Genomic DNA, 16,730 nt, shown 5'->3' with positions numbered 1-16,730 from the left:
CCATACCGTATTTAATTTAAATGAAATCTGCATCTTCCTATCAACTGTTTATTTTCTTACCGGACCAAGAGTGTATTCACGACGCCCAGCGCATGCCGGGTTAGATGAAACCGCGCACTTCTGCGAGTTACTTACAAACATCCTTAAGCTTTTTCAACAATACAATCCAGTTGTTAGAAAGATAACCAATTAAGTTGTCGAAAATATTTCTATCCATTGAATATATATAACAGTCCATCAGCCAACTCTTCAATTCTTTCAAGCAGCTTTTCATTAATGTCATGTCTCTCTTCAAATGTTGTAACTTGATATGGTTCTAATTTTATTTTCCCATTAAAATTAATACCTTCAATTAGCTCCTTTATCTCCTCCATAATAGACGAATCTTTTTCTGCTTTAATTAGCTTTAAAGCAGAAATTGTTTCATTCAAGTACTTTCCAGTGGAATTTTCCAGAAAAACCCCGAAGACTCCATTCATTGATAATTCTGTATCAAAATCTATTAATAAAATAATAGTCCTCAACATAAATCATGTCTCTTATTGAGCTAGCCTCTTCTCCGTAGATCACACTACCCATGTGTTCCACAAGATCTGTAGCCGAAAAGTTATTATGGGGCGGAATTAATAGCTTTATAACATGATTTAGGGTACTCATCATATTCACCTTGATTTCATAGTTTGGGTTTTGAATGGTTTCATGTAACGTTTCTGTATTCCTGAACCCGAAGGGGTTGTCTGCAAAATCCCTCTTCGAAATCCAACTCGCAGACCTAGGCTCCATTTTAGCAGCAGCTTGAATAATATTTTAAATGTCACTTCCTTCATTGATTTCCTCAACGTAAATTTTTGTTCAACTTCTTTGTCAGTATTATTTCCAGAGGTTCATTCTCAAACATTAAACATCCAGCATCTCTATATCCAAGCTTCCTATAAAAATGTTGAGCTCCTTCATTCGACTGTGTTGAGGTCATGACCATTTCAAATCCTTTTTGTTTCATTAATTCTTCCCAATACTGGACAACTTTTTTACCAATACCTGTTCCTCTATACTCCTCATCTATCCATATCATATTCATAAATGGTGTGTTGTCCCAAAAAAATCCGTATCTCATCCAACCTATTTCTTGATTGGATTCTCTAATTATTAGAATTTCATTTTCTTTTATTTTTGGTCTTATCAGTGTCTTATGTATGTGCTTGTCTCTTAACGAGATATACTCATAATCTGATTCAATCGCAAAATCAATCTTCATTGTAAATCCTCCCTTTCACTCTTTTCATTAAATATCTTCTTGGTAACACTTAGCACTGATGTCTCATAACGTTTGTACATTACATAAGTTTATAAAGTCTTTTCAAAAATGTATAAGTCACCTTCTTCTCTAACTTTGGTAAACCCACACTTTGAATAGAAGTGATGATTCTTCACACTCCAGCTAGGATTGCTCCCCCGATTATTTCTCCATTAAAGAGTACCTTGAAATATTCGCAATTTTGCATCATCTCTTCTTGCCAACTTATGGAGTCATATCCTATTGGCCCACGATTTCGTTGTTATTAAAATGCTTTGATTCATCCTCAAAACTGGCCTTTTGTATTTCAGCAAGTTTTTGTGCATCATTTTTTCTAGCTTTTTCTAATGTCAGCACCCAACATACCTCCATTGTCTTTTTATTTTTTCTGGGGTTGTCTGCTGAAATCCCTCCTCCAACTCCATCCCAACAGGCCAAAGCTCCGTGAGGATTCTTATGCTTGAATATTATGTTATCAGAAGTTACCGAACTTCTTCACTATGCATTCAAAATCAATCTGCAAATTTTTTATCAGCGAATTTTCTTATATGGTCTTTTTTCATTTTGTAGTTTGATTATTAGTTCATATGCATCTCTTTCACTTTTCTGAGCTTCTAGTGACTCTTCTTCTGTTATTTCTATTTCTATCATTTGAACCACTATTCCACCAGCATCAAAACTAATGAATATTCCCCCATCTCTTCGGATTATATTAATTCCATACTTGGCAAAGAGTATATCGATAAAATGACCTCCAGATCTTTTGCGTTCTTTATACTATAGCTTTTAGTACTTTTGAGAACTTATTATTATGTTTTAGTAATTCAAGAATTTCTGATAACGTTTGTGTATAAAGCCTCTAAATTAGAGGCTCATATGGACGATGTTCGTTCGTGTCCCTCGACACCACAGTTCAGCAAATTCCAAAATTGTTCAACCATGACCGATGCCGGATATGGCATCGAACGGGTAATCCACCATTCCACTACCCCCACCGCTGCTGAAATTAAAAATTGCACCGTAATGTCCCTGTTCATTTCCTGATCGAGGTTGATCGAATCCAGATGCTCGCTCAGACTTTGCCGAAACATTGTCTCCATTTGGTTCCGAAAAACCGTACTTCCCTTGTTCGTTAGCATTCTAGAGTAGAATGAAGCATGCTGCTCCAAATATTCAAACGTGCGCAGTAGTGCGGTTTTGGAAGGGACATGAAAGAAATTATCTTCAGACATACAATTGCGCAGTAACTCGTTAATTTGAACTTCCATGCATTGGTCGCGCAGATCGTACTTGTCAGCGAAATGCAAATAAACCGTTCCACGATTGACATTCGCTTCCTCCGCAATTTGATTGATCGTAATTCTCTCGAATTCCTTTTCTGACATCAGCCTCATAAAAGCATCAATAATGGCTTGCCTCGATTTTTGAATACGCCTGTCCATATCCTTCTCCCCTTTGCACCATCCTAAAAAATGAACATTTCGAAGTCCTCTGTTGAAAAATCAACAACCACGCTTGTTTTAACCATTGAACCCCATATACCGCTCTGTTACATTCACTTTATAAAATTTATGTTGATGATTCAACATATGTTCAATTTTAGAGGAGCTGTAATCATGAAAGCTATTGTTTTACAATCTTTGGAATGATTTAAATCACATTGAATTAGGAGGGTTTAAAAATTGAAACTTACAGGAAACACGATTTTTATTACAGGCGGCGGTTCGGGAATTGGACGTGCGTTAGCAGAAGCTCTCCACAATCTTGGAAACAAAGTTATTATCTCCGGTCGACGTAAAGAGCGTCTGGAGGAGACGATCAAAGCGAATCCCGGCATGTCCGCAGTGGAATTGAATGTACAAGATCCTGCCAGCATAGAGGCGGCCGCCAAGCGGTTAATCGAAGAATACCCGGATGTTAATGTCTTGATTAACAACGCCGGCATCATACAGTCCGATGACGCGGCGGGCGTGATCGATGAGGATGTTTTGATTTCAACCGTCACTACAAACTTGCTTGGTCCCATTCGGTTGACTTCTGCATTTATTGAGCATTTGAAGTCCAAAGAAGAAGCGGTTGTCATCAACACGACTTCAATACTTGGATTTGTACCATTAGCGACAACTGCTGTATACTCCGCGACGAAAGCAGCACTTCATACCTATACGCTGTCCCAAAGGTACATGCTTAAAGACACGTCGGTAAAAGTAATAGAAATTGTGCCTCCATGGGTTCAAAGCAACAACGATGAACCGCGTGCGATGCCACTTACTTCATTCATTGATGCAACAATAAAGATACTTGGCACGGATACAGACGAAGTTCTGGTGGAAGAAGCGAAAATGTTTCGAAATAACCCTGGCCCGAACGAAGGTGTTTTTGTGACTCAGCTTAACGATAGGATGAATTCTGAACCTCCAAATATTCATTGATCCACCTGTAATTCAATTTTCAAAAGTTTAGACGAACATGAAGTAGACACTCAGCTCTATCTACTTCATGTTCATTTTATTGCAACTTGCTCGTGAAGTAAGAAAAAGCGCCAAGCGGTCACGCCCATGTTTACCTCTTAAATAATTTCGTTGATTTCACATAATATAGGGAATTCCCGAAGTTCAAACAGCCCTTTGTTAGGTGATGTCAGGGACATCCTCGATTTACTAAAAAAATGTTTTCATGATCTTACTTCATTTAAAAATCTTGTTATTATCGGTAGGTCGGGAGGAGTTATTTGATTAGGTATCTTGTTTAAATCAAAAAATCGTATATCTTGTACTTCAGCTTCATCACCATTAATTATTCCACTGTATTCTTTACATATATAAGCTGCAACTACGTTATATACTTCATCTCCATGAGGATATCGATAGTAAAGTTCCGGGCCTGAAAATATATCAAGTAATTCTAACTCTTCAGCTTCTAAGCCTACCTCTTCAAAAAGTTCCCGGCTTGCAACCTCCTTCATATTCTCACCAGGCTCCATTGAACCTCCTGGTAATCCCCATAGACCATTGTCAGTTCTCTGTTGCAATAATAATCGTCCCTCATCATCTATGAGAATCACACATGCTCCTGCCATAATTATAGGTCGGGTACCTACTAACTCTCTTAATTCTCTTATGTAATTCAATATCTTCACGCCCCTTTGAGATCCTCCAACAGACCAAGGCTCCGTTAGGAGCCACTGCTAGAATTTGACGTTATACGACGGATTCACTTCTTGAGTCTGCCCTCACTATTGATGGTCTCCAGGTAGATATTCAATCAAATCAGATAATTTACAGTTAAATGTATCGCAAAGCTTGAATAAAGTTTTCAGCTTTGTTGTTTCTATATTTATTTCCCTATATAGCTTATTGATTGAATTCCGACTCAATCCCGATTTCGCCATCAGTTCTGTTATATCATCTATTCGATGTTCTGCCATGAGTTCCCTTATATTGCACTTGATTACGGTCATCTTTTCCCCTCCATAATTCTATCTTATCTCCCATATCAGTAATCATCAACGAAAAGCAAATATTTAACTCTACAAAGTCAAATATTCACCTTGTAATTAACTCTATAAGGTTATGTAATAACTCTATGAAATTAATTAAAGGAGGAAAAACATATGATTAATACATTAGAATCATTGACAGAGCCACTTATAAGAATACGTTTAGAATTACTCTTTGCTGAGCTTCTGGAGTACCATACGGAGTACAATCAGCTTTCTTCGGAGACAGATCGATACTTTAGAACACTTAGTGAAGCGTTACCCGATCAACTTCAACATACGGTTTTTCTGTACGAAGATGCTCAAATTTCTCTCCAATCCATCTTAGAAAGAAGCATCTACATACAAGGTTTCAAAGACGCTCTACAACTCTTTAGCGAATTGAAAAATTCTAACATCTAGAGGATCATATGATCCTCTTTTCTGTTGTTTGATTCTGTCGTTTAACGTTCCTGTATTCACGACGCCTGGCGTATGCCAGGTGTGTCCGGTTGCTTCTGCTTCCCTGAAATCCCTCTGCCGGACCGAGGGCGTATGCCCGATGCATGAATAATATGTTATGTGCTGTACCGTGACTCCATGGATACGCTTAATAATACTTAATTAGTTGTCCCCTAGTCGGTATCATTAGTTCATCACTCATAATTATTTCCGCTAATTCTTTGATAACCTCAATCTCTCTTCCAATCCTAAAGTTATCTTCATGATTGTCAGCATCTGCAATGGGTTCGCCGCTAATGATATTAGAATGTGCTATAGCACATCTCCCGGAATGATAAAAATGTTCTCCCAAGTTAGTGATGCCTTCCTGCTTCAACTGTTCAATCTTACTTTTACTTTTAATGAGTTTCTCTATATTATTATTTATCCAGTCTTTTTGTTCTTTCCCCGTCTTATAAATCATATTGATGATTTTAAAACAACTCAAAAATTTATAAAAAATACTATTTGAACTGAATGCTTCTCTATAAATTCCTAAAGCAATTTTCTGTTCATGTGTTGAAGCTATTTGCCTGTAACTAGTTAAATCTATTCCCCCACCTATCCTTGCAAATTTTCGAAACGCAACGTTAGTAGGCGTCTTATGAGAGGCCCATCCACCACCAGCAATGATCTCTACTCTTGATTGATACAACCAGCAAATCTCACTTAAGAATCTTCTAGTTGCCTCGTTCGCTAATTTAGCATTTTTTTTAGTTGTTTCAATGAATAAGTTATGACCTTCTTCTGAACTCCCTCGAATTATTTCTATGTCAAATGAATCGTATCTGACATTATATTTTTGTTCACAAAAATCAAAACTTGTATCAAAACAAGTACAAACCCAAACCTTCATAACAGCCCTCACTTTTTAGTTTTTCATGATATTGCACATAACGTTTCTGTATTCATGAACCCCTAAGGGGTTGTCTGCTGAAATGCATCCTCGAAATCCATCCCGCAGACCAAGGCTCCGAAGGAGACGCTGCTTGAATATTATGTTATCTGCTGTTTCCTCTTCTTCGAGATGCACACTAAGATATTATTTTTGATCATTATTTAGCATCTTTTTCTCTTCTAGTGCTTGATTAACGATATTATCTAACTTCACCAATCTCATAAAACTTAGTTTGTATAAAATCATATATAAAATAATAATTTCAAAAGCAACAAAAAATAAATTGTAATATCCTGTCATGTTATCAATAAATAGTTTTGTTAATAAATCCTCTAATTTTGAGCTGGACGAGCTATTAATAAACTCCGAATTAACTTCATTTACTATATCAGATTCCTTTAAGTCACCTCTAAGTGACATCGTATATATTTGGCCAACAAAATTAATATACGAAATAAAAAAACTAATTAAGAAAGTAAAAACCCCTGTTATAAAAACAGTAATAATTATATTGTTTGGGCCAAAGTTTTTCTTAGATTCCATTTGACTATTAATAACTGCTTTTAAGGTTCTAAGCTCCGAATCAGTATAATTACTTATTAATTGCTCCTTCATTAAATGCATTTGATTGAGACTAAGAAATCTAAAAGGTATTCTAATAGGAAATTTACCTAAATAAAATACTGGTTTCGTTTTTTTAATGATGAAACTACTTGCCCTGTAATAGTTATCAAATCTTTTCAAAGGTATCCTCCAAATTTCATGTTTTAGGCAATTGCAGATAACGTTTGTGTATCTACGAACCCTCACCACCTTAAGGACCGTAGGTCCGGCCGCAATGCGGTTAGGTGGTGCAGGGTTGTCTGGTGAATAGGCTTCCTCGAAATCCCTCTTGAAGACCAAGGTCGTCAGGCCGCAGCGTATATACGATGTTAACTGATGTTCCGGCCTCCTTCGAAATAATCAATACTCTGGTCTTTAAATAGTTCTTTCAATTCCCTTGATGTTTCACTAATAAAGACCTTAATAATTTCTGCTTTAAAATAGATAGGTGCTATATGAGGTTCATTCTTTAGATCTTGCAGCCATCTCACCTTACTATCCCTATACTGATTGACTTCAAGCTGCGAAATGTAAGGATTTATTGTATATCCCTTGGCTTTTAAGAGTTTTGTAAACAGTTTTTCAGTACTTCCCATTGATCTTAAGAGATCAAATTCTACTTGGCTAACTTCAAGGTTATATGTCTTTCTAATATCGTTCTTTCCACCTTTGTAGTTTTTCTCAAAATCGAAATAGACTGTATCTGTCCACCTTAAATCTGTATAAATATGTGAAAAGTAACCTATAACAAAGTCCTTCCATTCTGGTCCCGCTTGCTTCAGTAAATATTCCTTGCACTTCTCCATGATCAATTCCTTGGCTGGTAATTTATCGTTATGTACGAGATGAGTCACACCTTTTTCTTCCCTGGATACCTTCCCTCTCATATGAATCGCATCCGGAGCAATACTGCCTAATAAAAAATTGGGTGAGGGGTCATTAATAGAAAGGTTTTCTGAAATTGCAAAGTGTACCATAGGCCAAGGCAAATTAATTCCTCCTTTGATATTTCCTTCAATCATGAACTTGCCGGAATTTCAGTTAACGTTCCTGTATTCATGAACCCCGAAGGGGTTGTCTGCTGAAATCCCTCCCCCAAATCCTTCCCGCAGACCAAGGCTCCAACAGAGCCGCTGCTTGAATATTATGTTATACGATGGTATCACCTCTTCGATTAACCAACATTCATTCTTGATTCTAATCTGTCATTGTTCTGTTATATGTTCCAATAAATCTCCTGGCTGACAACCTAAAGCCACACATAATTTATCAATCACTTCTAATGACACATATTCGTTCGTATTGAGTTTCGCCATTGTAGCAGAGGAAATACCCGTTATTTTCAATAAATCCTGCTTCTTAATCTCCCTGTCGATCAATAATTTTTGAAAAGGTTTATAACTAATCATCTGATATTCCTTTCACACATCAAGTGAGGTTTTCTTTAATTATATGAAAGTATATTTTCTTTATCAAAAACATCTTCAACATGTATTGACTTAATTGTTTGATATGATAAAATTATGTTCAATAAGTTGAACTTTTATTCATAAAATCAAATACATTGGATGGTGTTCAAAATGCATAATTCTTTAGAACTCTTACTTGATTCACTGATTCATACTCGAATTGAATCTTTATATGGCGAGCTTATCAAAAACAACTCCAGCTACAACCAGTTCTCATCCGAACGGAATCTCTACTTCAAGCAGTTACATGAAGGCGTACCGGAGAATATACAGAAGACCCTATTTCTTTACGATGATGCTGAGCTTTCTGTGCAAGCTATTTTAGAACGTGAAATTTATTTGCAGGGTTTTAAGGACGCTCTTCACCTGCATAACGAATTACATATATCTTTAGATTGAGAGCCTTCTGGCTCTTTTTCATTTTGATTCTGTTGTATAACGCTCCTGTATTCACGACGCCCTAGTGCCTTAAGGACCGAAGGTCCGGCTACCGCTTGCGGCAGTTAGGCGGTGGGATATGTCCAGTGAATTCACTTCCCCGAAATGCCTCTTCCGGATCAAGGGTCGGGCTTGTCCCGGCCCGCTTCGTTAAATGCGATGTTATACGAAGGAATCGACTTCTTCGAGTCATCATTTTCAAATTCAATAATTTCTTCAAGATATCTTAAAACTTCATCTTCACTAAGTTCAATTAGCTTAATAGCTGTTCCATGAGGATCTAATAGATAACTGGTAACATATATTGAGATTCCTAATTTTTGTTTGGTTACTTCTCGAAGCTCAATTAATTCTTGGATATCAATACTAGTTTCAAATAAATTAGTTATTTGTTCAAAATACTCAATAACATCTTTGATCAATATTATCAGTTGTGCAAACAGTTTATCTGTTATATACGAATTGAACATTCCACCGATGCATGATCCCCAAAATGAATTATGATTCGAATGAACAATTTCACTTAATTGGCTATATATACGTTGTGAGGTAGTGTTGTTATCTACGGCAATTCTTCGATCTTGTGGAGAAATTCTAAATTTATTATTTGCTTTTATCCAAAAATTCGCTTTATCGGGATTCTCAATAAAATATTTCAAGAGCCATGATGTTTCATAAGTTTGTCGAAGCATAACTAAACATTCGTCCTCTAGCCCCATCTTTAGCATTTGGTAAGTGGCCACTATATGGTTTATTAGCCTTGAAGTTATAAAAAACCGAGCGTGATAAAATAAATCGTCTTCTTTAGCTAATTTTTCATCATTAAGCATTTTCAAGTAGCTAATACTTTCCCAAAATGTATCATCCCTATCATCTAGATGTTCCAAAAATAACTTTTCTTTGGAACTTTCGTAAACTAAATCTTTAATGTTTTTCACATTACCTACTCCTTTGCTTAATCGAATTTAATTGATTTATTGTTTTTCGATACTTTCGTATAACGTTCCTGTATTCACGACCCAGCGCATGCTGGGTGGCCGGCGAATGCCGGCCCCAGGGCGTATGCCCGCAGCGTGAATATTATGTTATCGGATGTTATTGTTTTTATCGCTTTGCTTATATGCTTCTTCAAGCTCTTTAATTACTTTGATCCAGAGGTCTTTATCACTAGCTATTTGAGAATAATGTTCTATGATTTTTAAAGTTCTTCGTTTAATTTCAATTCTATTAAGCTCATTTGCTAGCTTCTCTGGATTGTCATAATTCTTAAAAATCCTCTCTAACTCTGCATCAATTATTTGATAAAGAAGTTTCACATTGCTAATCGCTTCGACATACTTACTAGGTACGGAAGTGATTGGTATCTTGTTTATTTCCTCTAACGCAATTCTGAAATAAGTTACTTCTCTAAAAAATTCGTTCCTAGAAGGCAACTGATTGCCATGCAAATCAGGAATAAAATACATTAAACTAGCAAACGAGTATTCTATATAGTTATCTAAATGCACTTTCAATTTTTGATCAAATTCCTTCTCTTTACTTTTTTGTTCAGCTGCATCTTTTTCGTCTTTATTGACACTGAATTTGTACACAGCATAACTTAATAAGGCTGTTACTTCTATCGCTAAGAAACAAGTATAGTAATAAATGAAAGTTGAGATTGATACAATATCTTCCGTATTAATTTTCATTACAATTAACCAATTGGGAAAGAAATCACTAATAAGCATCCCGACTTTTAAAGTTCCAGCTACAATAGGGATTAAAAAGAAAGGTAATACAAAAATAATAAGAACTAGCAACCAAGTTCTAGTTCTTATACACTCATTAATTCTCTCAATCATTATTTTCCTTCTCTCTTTTCAAGAATTTCCGATAACGTTCCTTTATTCACGAACCCCGAAGGGGTTGTCTGCTGAAATGCCTCTTTGAAAGCCACCCGGCAGACCGAGGCTCCAAAGGAGCCGCAGCTTGAATATTATGTTATAAGATGTCGACGGCTTCATTGAGATACTTTCACAATCTACTTTATTGTTTTTCCCTTAAAAAATCGGGCATTCGCCCCATAAATCTACCATTGTCTTTTACAAATTGATATTCTTCATATAATCCATGAGCATCCTTCGTTCCGAGAATACCAAATAAATTCTTATACTTATCAGACGTCGTAATACTTTCGATTAATTTCTTTCCTATACCTCTAGCCCGATAATCTTCATCTACATATACATCACATAACCAATAAACCGTCTCATAGTCAGTAACTAACCTCGCCACGCCGACTTGTCTATTGTCATGATATACACCAACACATTCTGATGATTGGAATGATCTTATAATCTTTTCTTTAGGTCTCTTACTAGCCCAATAACTTCTTAATAAGAAGCCACATATGGTTTCATAATCTAATAAGGATTTGTTATCAGAAATAAGAAATCCATCAAATTCAATATGCACTTTTACTTCACCCTTCTTTGAAAATGAACTTTGGTTTCCCGTCGATTTCTTATAACGTTTCTGTATTCATGAACCCCGAAGGGGTTGTCTGCTGTAATGCCTCTTCGCAATCCTTCTCACAGACCCAGGCTCCAACGGAGCCGCAGCTTGAATATTATGTTATGTGTAGTTATCACTCCATTGATTGACATTCTAATTTACGCCTTCCAACCCATCTCTTTATACAATCTTCTAATCTGTTTTATAAAACTATCATCTTCTCTTCCCTTATTTATAATCTCTTCATCTGTGGTTACAGCCCATCTAAAAATTTGTTCAATACTCCCGTAGCTACGTTTAAATCCTTTGGCCAACTTCAGTATGTTTTCTTTAGTTGGTGCAAATGATAATACTACTCTTAACTCTTCATCTGTCCAAGGTCTCCCCTTATTTTCTGTACTATACGCTTGTTTTTTCTCATATTCAAAAATCAACAATTTCGTTTTGTGGATTACTTGGTCTGTTGTTAGTTCTTCAATTCCTTCATTAAGTAATTCAATTAATCTATCTTTATATTCTTTCTTTTTCATAGATTTCCCCTCCATGATCTTTTCAATAATTACACATAACGTTCCTGTATTCGTGACGCCCAGCATATGCTGGGTGTGTCTGCTGGAATTCCTCCCTGAAATCCATCCGCAGACCAAGGCTCCCTTGGGAGCCGTAGCATGAATATTATGTTATACGAAGGATCATTTTTCTTTGATAGACTCTCTACCTTAAAACTTAAATCTTTCTTTTATCATTTCAGCTACCTGATTTGCTTCCAACCCACTGTTGTTAATCCTTATATAATTTTGTTTAGTAATCTCTCCGGGTAATGAATTCAACCTATGTTTTTCATGAGTTTCAATCAACTCAGCCTCCGACCACTCCACATTTCGTTTAGTTGGTTTATGTATCAATCTATTCTCAGTCGTATTTCGTTTTTTTCGTTCTTCCAAGTCGGCCTCTAGTTCAACCAAGTACACGGTTCCTCCTCTCGATTCAAATAGGTTTGAAACCTGCTCAATGTAGTTCCAATCACTTTGAAGATCAAATGCCCATACAAACGTAAATATGAGTCCTTCCAGTTCACTTTTGGACACTTCTTCAAAAATCTCTTGCCTGATTAGACTAACCAGACGCTTTCCGGCAGGTGTGCCGTAATCAAAAAATAGAGACACAAAATCAATAGACATGTGATTATGAAATAGTTTTAAATCTGTTGTTGCTTCTAAACATTGCCCTACTGTCATCTTCCCCACTGCTTGGGGGCCAAAGATTATAACCATCTTCATTTAAATAACCTCCATCATAAATTTCACTCTAATGATCTTTCGTATAACGTCCCTGTATTCACGACCCAGCGCATGCTGGGTGTCCGACGACTGTCGGACCAAGGGCGTATGCCCGCAGCGTGAATATTATGTTATCTGTAGTGCCGTTCTTTACAGTATTCTTTTCCCTTCTTTAAACCATATTAGTTCAGGTTTTTTGATTTTTTCCATTCCAGTTTCGAATTCAATAAATAAGCCCCAATCATATTCCAAATTATTGTATCTTTCTTTATCCGTATAACATTCTAATTTTTTAAAATCAAACCTTCTATCAAGTCTATTTGTCGATTTTTTAATCTCTATTACTAAATAGTTGTCGGTATTCTTTCCTCTCCGGTGGATCACTATATCTGGAAAAGTTGATAACCCCATATATTCTGTGTCGTCATCAACAATGTCTTTAATAAAATCCTTTTTGAGTCTTTTACATTCTGACTCTAGAACATAGATTCTTTTCTGTTTGTTCGCTTCGTCAACATTTCTATTGTATTCACAATCCACATTGTACTCTTGGAATTCTTCTTGAAGATATACCGCTAACTTATGTGCAATTGTTCTTTCATTTAAATCGTGACTTAACAAATGATGATCTTTTTCAAACAGCTTTGAAATAGCTATGTTAATTCCCTTTGTTATTGTTGGATTCATTTTATTACTCCATTTTTATGTTTTAGGCATTACAGATAACGTATTATTTACGAACTTCCGAAAGAATGCTCTCTTCGTCATATTCACGAACTTCGTGAATCCTGCACTTTTCTCCTTATTCCCGCACTTTCTGCGTTTCAATCCTCCAGCCCGCTCATCCGATCCAGCGGACTTTGAATCCGCCCAATGTCCCGTCTGCTCACATGTGTATACCGCTCCGTCGTTCGCACACTCTGATGCCCTAGCAGTTCCTGAATATAGCGAAGATCAATCCCATTCTCCAGCAAGTGGGTCGCAAAGGAATGCCTTAGCGAATGGATACTCACCTGTTTGCGAATGCCCGCTTCAGCCAGCGCTTTTTCAAACACTTTCTGCGCTGAACGTTCCGTCAGGTGGCGGCCTTCCCTCTGCCCAGGAAACAGCCAGTCTGCTGGCTGCTCCACCCCTATATACTGCTCGACCACCGCAAAAGCCGCTTCGGATAGCAGCGTTTGCCGATCCTTTCTGCCCTTTCCCTGACGAACTTTCAGTACTTTCCGTTCACGGTCGCAGTCTTCAAGACGCAACCTCACCACTTCGCTTACCCGCAGCCCGGATGTATACGTCAGGTACAGAATAGCCTTATGCTTTAGATTTTTCACTACTTTCAACAGACGCATGACCTCATTCAGGGACAGCACATCCGGTAGTTTACTCTCCTTTTTCGGACGAACATAGGCGGAGGATTTGGGCTGCTTTAGCACATGGCGAAAATAAAATTTCAATGCACTGATCGCTTGGTTAACATAAGCGTGCGAAAGACCTTTTTCGAGCAGCACCAGCGCATATTTTTGCACCACCGCATCATTTATGCTTGCTTCGGTCCCTTGCAATCCGGCAAAAAAGCGTTCCGTTTGCGATATGTATGCTTTTATCGTCTTGCTGCTGTACCCCCTTGCTACCAATGCATCGCGCAATTCTTGCCGCTGATCCAGATTCCATTCACCTCGTTCCGAAGAAGAGGGAACCGCATTAGCCTGCGTGTCCCGTCGATCCAGCCATTCCCGGATGTACGGTAGTTCTTTATTCAAGCGCTCGTCGTACTCGAACTTACAACTCCGATACGCTTCTAACAGGCTTTCTACAGCCGAGATACTGTACGGAATCGCCCAGATTTTTTCGTCTGGAACCCATTTCCTGCCTGGTATGGATCGAATCCCTTCTCGCTCCTTGACTCCGTATCGCTCCAACCGTACGCCGATCGTTTTTTCATCCCGATAAAGTAGGTTTATCTTCATCTCACTTGCCTCCTTAGTATATCAGCCGTTCAAAAAATTGGAAATCTAATTTTACAAAAAAAAGGGACTTAAGATGGATATTCATCTTAAGTCCCTGATTCTTTCAGAGTAAATTATTGATCCATTAAGTCCAATTTACATTATCATAAAATGTCTTACCTTTATTTGTCCAGTTCCTCCGTCACATCATCCCATAGCATCGCCGCCACCTACCATGTTACTCCACCTTGAACTGTTTTAATTCGTCTTGAAGCTTATTGGACAATTGATTTAATTGTTTGGATAGTTCAGCAACCTGTTCGAAGCTTTCCAATTGTTCCTGCGTGCTGGCGCTAACCTCTTCGGTTGAAGCGGAATTCTCTTCGGTGGTGGAAGAGATGATCTCTAGCGCCTGCAAAATCTCATCTTTGTGCTTGTGGACTTTGGAAGTGTTGGTGCTGATCTGGATCATTCGCAATTTCAAATCTTCCAAATCCTTGTTGATGCTAAAGAACACCTGCTTCGTGTCCTCTACCGATCTCGCATTTTCTTCTGCAATTTTCAGACCATGAACTGTATGCTCGACCGATACGCTGGTTTTTTCTTCAATCACACGTACCTTCTTGTAGATTTCCTGTGTCGCCAGTGCCGTCTGCTCAGCCAGCTTGCGAACCTCTCCGGCAACCACAGCAAACCCTTTGCCCTGTTCTCCTGCACGTGCAGCTTCAATGGAAGCATTGAGCGCCAGCAGGTTGGTCTGCGTTGCAATTTGATTGACCGTATCCACGATGCTTGAAATCTCATGACGGCTCAGATCAATATCCTGAATAATAGACGACATCGCTTGTGTGGAATTGTGATTTTCTTCCGCCCATCTGGATAACTGATCTACTACAGCAAGCCCCTGTCCACTTTGCTCAGCAGAGATTTGCACCATCGTTTCAATGGCTTTGGCATCATTGGCAATTTCGTCAATTTGACCGGATAATGCTCCGGTTTTTTGTAAAATGTTATCCGTTTCGATGGATTGGTAGTTCGTTGCATTGGCAATTTCATTAATTGCTGTCGCAGTATCGTTCATCGTGATCGCGGTTCTGGAAGAAATGGATTGCAAATCATGAGAAGACTGATTCAAGACTTGAGCTGAGCCACCCACCATTTGGAGCATGCCTTGAATTTTTTGAACCATATTGTAAATTCCTTGAGAAATTTGCCCGATTTCGTTGTTGGATTGCGTATCAAACTGAACGGTCAAATCTCCATTTTCAATCAGCTTGATTTTTGCAAGCAATTTCGGGATTGATCTCAACAGATAACGGAGCGTTATATAACAAATCACAACGAGCAGGATGGTGGCTGCCGCAAAACCGCCAATGGTAAGCCAGGTAAAGGTTTTTAATTCTGTGAGCACCTCTTCTTCAGAAATAGTTAAGCCTACAGACCACCCCGTATCTTTACTGGTTGCATACCCAATATAACGACGTTCCCCATTATCATTAATTAGCTGTACTCCGGACTCACCAGCAATCATTTTCTTTCCAATCTCCCCAAGATCACCTGTGCTTTCGTTAATCTTTTCTTTCAGCACTTTATTTTGATCGGGGTGATACAAAATATCTCCTGTTTTGGACGCAAGAATCGAATAACCTGTGCTTCCAAGCGAATAGCTTTGCATAACGGCAGGGATGTCTTTGAAAGCAATATCGACAGCAGCAAATCCGATTAATTGATTACTTCTATCTTTAATCGGATAGAAAATGCCCATCAGCACATTACCCGAATTGACGTCCTTATAGGGTTCTGAGTAGTATAAACCGTCTGCTTCAACGGCTGGCTTGAAGTATGGGCGTGTATGGATATCGAAATCCGGTTTAGAAGCAACACCATCATTCTGAAGAAAGAAGCCTTTACCAGATATTCCTGCAATCCAGGCGTCGGCAAAAGATGGCTCTGCCTTTACAATGGCTGCCAGAGTCGCTACTGTTTCCGCAGCATAAGGAGAAGTTTTCACCATTTCTGCCGATGGGGTGGTTTCTAAATATTGCTTAAAAAGATTATTCGTTGACATTTGTTTGACAAGTGATCCCTTTTCTTTAAACAACGCATCGAATTGAGTGACAACGGCCTGCGTCTTGGTCTGGAGCATGGCCTCTTGCTGCTTGACAAGTATGCTTTGCGTGCTTGCAAACATGAACGTCCCCAAGGTTGCAAAGACGACAACGATAATGACTAACAAGACCATGGCCAATGTGTTGGCGATGCTGGATGATCTGAATATGCTCTTCTTAATATTTTGTGACATGCTGCCATCTCCCCGAGGAATATTGAGC

The 16,730-nt window shown here is 38.1% G+C and carries 20 protein-coding genes and 1 pseudogene; 3 read left to right on the top strand and 18 right to left on the bottom strand.

The window, feature by feature from the left end:
* Positions 1-209: 209 nt before the first annotated feature.
* The 4 genes and pseudogenes from MHB46_RS23065 to MHB46_RS23050 all read right to left on the bottom strand — a co-directional run bounded on the left by MHB46_RS23065 (position 210) and on the right by MHB46_RS23050 (position 2,736).
* Positions 210-527 carry a DMP19 family protein gene (locus MHB46_RS23065; protein ID WP_341163556.1) on the bottom strand — a complete coding sequence of 106 codons (318 nt, stop codon included), beginning with the start codon at positions 525-527 and terminating at the stop codon, positions 210-212.
* 308 nt (positions 528-835) lie between these two features.
* A complete protein-coding gene (locus MHB46_RS23060; RefSeq protein WP_341163555.1) occupies positions 836-1,255 on the bottom strand; it encodes a GNAT family N-acetyltransferase in 420 nt (139 codons plus the stop codon).
* Positions 1,256-1,344: 89 nt separating this feature from the next.
* Positions 1,345-1,651 (bottom strand): annotated as a pseudogene (locus MHB46_RS23055) (hypothetical protein).
* Positions 1,652-2,166: 515 nt separating this feature from the next.
* Positions 2,167-2,736: a TetR/AcrR family transcriptional regulator gene (locus MHB46_RS23050; RefSeq protein ID WP_250266356.1), complete on the bottom strand. Its 570-nt coding sequence runs from the start codon at positions 2,734-2,736 to the stop codon at positions 2,167-2,169.
* A gap of 240 nt (positions 2,737-2,976) precedes the next feature.
* Here MHB46_RS23050 and MHB46_RS23045 point away from each other — a divergent pair, with 240 nt between their 5' ends.
* Entirely contained in the window at positions 2,977-3,726 is a 750-nt protein-coding gene (locus MHB46_RS23045; protein WP_341163554.1) for an SDR family oxidoreductase, read from the top strand.
* Between the two features lie 242 nt (positions 3,727-3,968).
* Here MHB46_RS23045 and MHB46_RS23040 read toward each other — a convergent pair whose 3' ends face one another.
* Positions 3,969-4,424 carry an NUDIX hydrolase gene (locus tag MHB46_RS23040; protein WP_341163785.1) on the bottom strand — a complete coding sequence of 152 codons (456 nt, stop codon included), beginning with the start codon at positions 4,422-4,424 and terminating at the stop codon, positions 3,969-3,971.
* Positions 4,425-4,529: 105 nt separating this feature from the next.
* Positions 4,530-4,754, bottom strand: a complete 225-nt coding sequence (locus MHB46_RS23035) for a helix-turn-helix domain-containing protein (protein WP_341163553.1) — start codon at positions 4,752-4,754, stop codon at positions 4,530-4,532.
* A 153-nt stretch (positions 4,755-4,907) separates the two neighbouring features.
* Between MHB46_RS23035 and MHB46_RS23030 the strand changes: the two genes are divergently transcribed.
* On the top strand, positions 4,908-5,195 hold the full coding sequence (locus MHB46_RS23030; RefSeq protein ID WP_341163552.1) for a DUF6809 family protein: 288 nt from the start codon (positions 4,908-4,910) through the stop codon (positions 5,193-5,195).
* Between the two features lie 187 nt (positions 5,196-5,382).
* Here the strand turns inward: MHB46_RS23030 and mauJ are convergent, their stop codons facing one another.
* The 4 genes from mauJ to MHB46_RS23010 form a co-directional block, all read right to left on the bottom strand.
* Entirely contained in the window at positions 5,383-6,129 is a 747-nt protein-coding gene (gene mauJ, locus MHB46_RS23025) for a methylamine utilization protein MauJ (protein ID WP_341163551.1), read from the bottom strand.
* 186 nt (positions 6,130-6,315) lie between these two features.
* Complete coding sequence (locus MHB46_RS23020) at positions 6,316-6,915, bottom strand: hypothetical protein (protein WP_341163550.1); 600 nt, start codon at positions 6,913-6,915, stop codon at positions 6,316-6,318.
* Between the two features lie 188 nt (positions 6,916-7,103).
* On the bottom strand, positions 7,104-7,763 hold the full coding sequence (locus tag MHB46_RS23015; RefSeq protein ID WP_341163549.1) for a hypothetical protein: 660 nt from the start codon (positions 7,761-7,763) through the stop codon (positions 7,104-7,106).
* A gap of 216 nt (positions 7,764-7,979) precedes the next feature.
* Complete coding sequence (locus tag MHB46_RS23010; protein ID WP_341163548.1) at positions 7,980-8,183, bottom strand: helix-turn-helix domain-containing protein; 204 nt, start codon at positions 8,181-8,183, stop codon at positions 7,980-7,982.
* A gap of 171 nt (positions 8,184-8,354) precedes the next feature.
* Here MHB46_RS23010 and MHB46_RS23005 point away from each other — a divergent pair, with 171 nt between their 5' ends.
* Positions 8,355-8,642, top strand: coding sequence for a hypothetical protein (locus MHB46_RS23005; protein WP_341163547.1), 288 nt, complete (start codon positions 8,355-8,357; stop codon positions 8,640-8,642).
* Positions 8,643-8,800: 158 nt separating this feature from the next.
* On the opposite strand, the gene MHB46_RS23000 is transcribed toward MHB46_RS23005, so the two are convergent.
* The 8 genes from MHB46_RS23000 to MHB46_RS22965 all read right to left on the bottom strand — a co-directional run bounded on the left by MHB46_RS23000 (position 8,801) and on the right by MHB46_RS22965 (position 16,702).
* A complete protein-coding gene (locus MHB46_RS23000) occupies positions 8,801-9,619 on the bottom strand; it encodes a hypothetical protein (RefSeq protein WP_341163546.1) in 819 nt (272 codons plus the stop codon).
* Positions 9,620-9,766: 147 nt separating this feature from the next.
* A complete protein-coding gene (locus tag MHB46_RS22995) occupies positions 9,767-10,525 on the bottom strand; it encodes a hypothetical protein (protein ID WP_341163545.1) in 759 nt (252 codons plus the stop codon).
* Positions 10,526-10,709: 184 nt separating this feature from the next.
* Complete coding sequence (locus MHB46_RS22990) at positions 10,710-11,138, bottom strand: GNAT family N-acetyltransferase (protein ID WP_341163544.1); 429 nt, start codon at positions 11,136-11,138, stop codon at positions 10,710-10,712.
* A gap of 197 nt (positions 11,139-11,335) precedes the next feature.
* Entirely contained in the window at positions 11,336-11,707 is a 372-nt protein-coding gene (locus tag MHB46_RS22985; RefSeq protein WP_023989607.1) for a hypothetical protein, read from the bottom strand.
* A gap of 189 nt (positions 11,708-11,896) precedes the next feature.
* Positions 11,897-12,457 (bottom strand): AAA family ATPase, encoded by a 561-nt coding sequence (locus tag MHB46_RS22980; protein ID WP_220025694.1) that lies wholly within the window; start codon positions 12,455-12,457, stop codon positions 11,897-11,899.
* Between the two features lie 150 nt (positions 12,458-12,607).
* Positions 12,608-13,144, bottom strand: coding sequence for a hypothetical protein (locus tag MHB46_RS22975; protein WP_341163543.1), 537 nt, complete (start codon positions 13,142-13,144; stop codon positions 12,608-12,610).
* Positions 13,145-13,281: 137 nt separating this feature from the next.
* Positions 13,282-14,421, bottom strand: a complete 1,140-nt coding sequence (gene xerA / locus MHB46_RS22970) for a site-specific tyrosine recombinase/integron integrase (protein ID WP_341163542.1) — start codon at positions 14,419-14,421, stop codon at positions 13,282-13,284.
* A gap of 217 nt (positions 14,422-14,638) precedes the next feature.
* Entirely contained in the window at positions 14,639-16,702 is a 2,064-nt protein-coding gene (locus MHB46_RS22965) for a methyl-accepting chemotaxis protein (protein ID WP_341163541.1), read from the bottom strand.
* Between the last annotated feature and the right edge of the window lie 28 nt (positions 16,703-16,730).

Source organism: Paenibacillus sp. FSL H7-0703 (assembly GCF_038003485.1).
Lineage (GTDB): Bacteria > Bacillota > Bacilli > Paenibacillales > Paenibacillaceae > Paenibacillus > Paenibacillus polymyxa_B.
Note: the sequence above shows the minus strand (reverse complement) of the source record. Positions and strands in the feature narration are given on the sequence as shown.

Bases quoted from the DNA above. Each gene is read 5' to 3' on its own strand.
- MHB46_RS23065 (WP_341163556.1), bottom strand. From the start codon at position 527: ATGTTGAGGACTATTATTTTATTAATAGATTTTGATACAGAATTATCA.
- MHB46_RS23060 (WP_341163555.1), bottom strand. From the start codon at position 1,255: ATGAAGATTGATTTTGCGATTGAATCAGATTATGAGTATATCTCGTTA.
- MHB46_RS23050 (WP_250266356.1), bottom strand. From the start codon at position 2,736: ATGGACAGGCGTATTCAAAAATCGAGGCAAGCCATTATTGATGCTTTT.
- MHB46_RS23035 (WP_341163553.1), bottom strand. From the start codon at position 4,754: ATGACCGTAATCAAGTGCAATATAAGGGAACTCATGGCAGAACATCGA.
- MHB46_RS23030 (WP_341163552.1), top strand. From the start codon at position 4,908: ATGATTAATACATTAGAATCATTGACAGAGCCACTTATAAGAATACGT.
- mauJ (WP_341163551.1), bottom strand. From the start codon at position 6,129: ATGAAGGTTTGGGTTTGTACTTGTTTTGATACAAGTTTTGATTTTTGT.
- MHB46_RS23010 (WP_341163548.1), bottom strand. From the start codon at position 8,183: ATGATTAGTTATAAACCTTTTCAAAAATTATTGATCGACAGGGAGATT.
- MHB46_RS23005 (WP_341163547.1), top strand. From the start codon at position 8,355: ATGCATAATTCTTTAGAACTCTTACTTGATTCACTGATTCATACTCGA.
- MHB46_RS22995 (WP_341163545.1), bottom strand. From the start codon at position 10,525: ATGATTGAGAGAATTAATGAGTGTATAAGAACTAGAACTTGGTTGCTA.
- MHB46_RS22985 (WP_023989607.1), bottom strand. From the start codon at position 11,707: ATGAAAAAGAAAGAATATAAAGATAGATTAATTGAATTACTTAATGAA.
- MHB46_RS22980 (WP_220025694.1), bottom strand. From the start codon at position 12,457: ATGAAGATGGTTATAATCTTTGGCCCCCAAGCAGTGGGGAAGATGACA.
- MHB46_RS22975 (WP_341163543.1), bottom strand. From the start codon at position 13,144: ATGAATCCAACAATAACAAAGGGAATTAACATAGCTATTTCAAAGCTG.
- xerA (WP_341163542.1), bottom strand. From the start codon at position 14,421: ATGAAGATAAACCTACTTTATCGGGATGAAAAAACGATCGGCGTACGG.
- MHB46_RS22965 (WP_341163541.1), bottom strand. From the start codon at position 16,702: ATGTCACAAAATATTAAGAAGAGCATATTCAGATCATCCAGCATCGCC.